Source organism: Candidatus Obscuribacterales bacterium (assembly GCA_036703605.1).
Taxonomy (GTDB): domain Bacteria; phylum Cyanobacteriota; class Cyanobacteriia; order RECH01; family RECH01; genus RECH01.
Genome location: DATNRH010000733.1, coordinates 1 through 1,181, shown reverse-complemented (window position 1 = coordinate 1,181; position 1,181 = coordinate 1). Strand labels below are relative to the sequence as shown.

The window sequence follows — 1,181 nt, the reverse complement described above, 5'->3', positions numbered from 1 at the left end:
AAAAGACTGCCCACAGTGGAGACAAGTGAGGTAGTGCAGATCGTGGTGCATAGAACTATAGAGCAATTCGCCCTCTAGGCTCACTCGATGTTGCACCAAACCCTTCAGCTTCAAACTATCAAGAGCGCGATAAACCGTTGCTAGGCCAATAGACTGGCGATCGCGCATCAGACGATACAGGGCTTGGGCCGACAGGGGCGATCGCTGCTCTTGGAGAACAGCTAGCACCGCATCCTGGCTGCGAGTCAGGCGACGATCGGGGTGCATGGCGGTGGGTGGGGCAGATGGTTTGAGACAAGGGTCACGATTCATGGAAATATGCGGTAGGATATTCTAGAATGATAACCATTCTCATTCTACTCTGTTTTCGCTCGTCGTTGTCTTGTGGTTCACGTCCCCATGTCTACCCCATGTCTACCTAATATCAAGTCTTCAAAATGTCGCTCTATCGTTTAAGCCGCCTCAACGTCCCTTGCCTTCTGGGAGAGGGATTTAGGGTAAGGGCAACATGTAGCGGGCAATCCAAGAATTGGTATCAGCTACCGTTAGAGCCTGTCCTTAGCCCATGGCAAAAATGTTGCAGACCTCTTGCGCCCATGAGACTAGGCCCAGGCCTAGCCAAGCTTTGATGTGACGTTATTGTAGGAGTCCATAATGGTTCAAAATCAGGGATTATTGCGCCGGTTCTCGTTTGCGATCGCCTCCACGGTGGTGATTGGATTGGGAAGTTGTGCGTCTGAGCCAACGGGCGTGACCGATGAGGATCTAACCCAGGGCGATGCCGTTGAACAGGCCGATGATCTACAGGTGATCACTACCTTTGTACCCATCACCCAGTTCACCAAAGCCGTAGCGGGCGATCGCGCTGAGGTAATTCAACTGCTGCCGGCCAATGTTGGCCCCCATGATTACCAAGCGAAACCATCGGATGTGCAGGCGATCGCCGATGCAGACGTGTTGGTGAAGAACGGCCTGGAAATGGAGTTTTTCTTAGATGATCTCGTTGCTAATGCTGGTAACGCAGATCTCGTGGTGATTGATACCAGTGAAGGGGTTGCCGTTCTCTCCAACGAGGATGTGGAAGGTCACAGCCACGATCACGGCGATGACCACGGTGATGAGCATGGCCACGATCACGGTGATGACCCTGATCATAACCACGGTGATGATCAGGCAGCAGA

Annotated in this window: 2 protein-coding genes; one reads left to right on the top strand and one right to left on the bottom strand. The window is 52.6% G+C overall.

Annotated elements, in window-relative coordinates; translation table 11 throughout:
- The coding region (locus tag V6D20_15295; GenBank protein ID HEY9817145.1) for a transcriptional repressor at positions 1-312 on the bottom strand (312 nt) is incomplete at its 3' end.
- A 342-nt stretch (positions 313-654) separates the two neighbouring features.
- Between V6D20_15295 and V6D20_15290 the strand changes: the two genes are divergently transcribed.
- The coding region (locus tag V6D20_15290) for a zinc ABC transporter substrate-binding protein (GenBank protein HEY9817144.1) at positions 655-1,181 on the top strand (527 nt) is incomplete at its 3' end.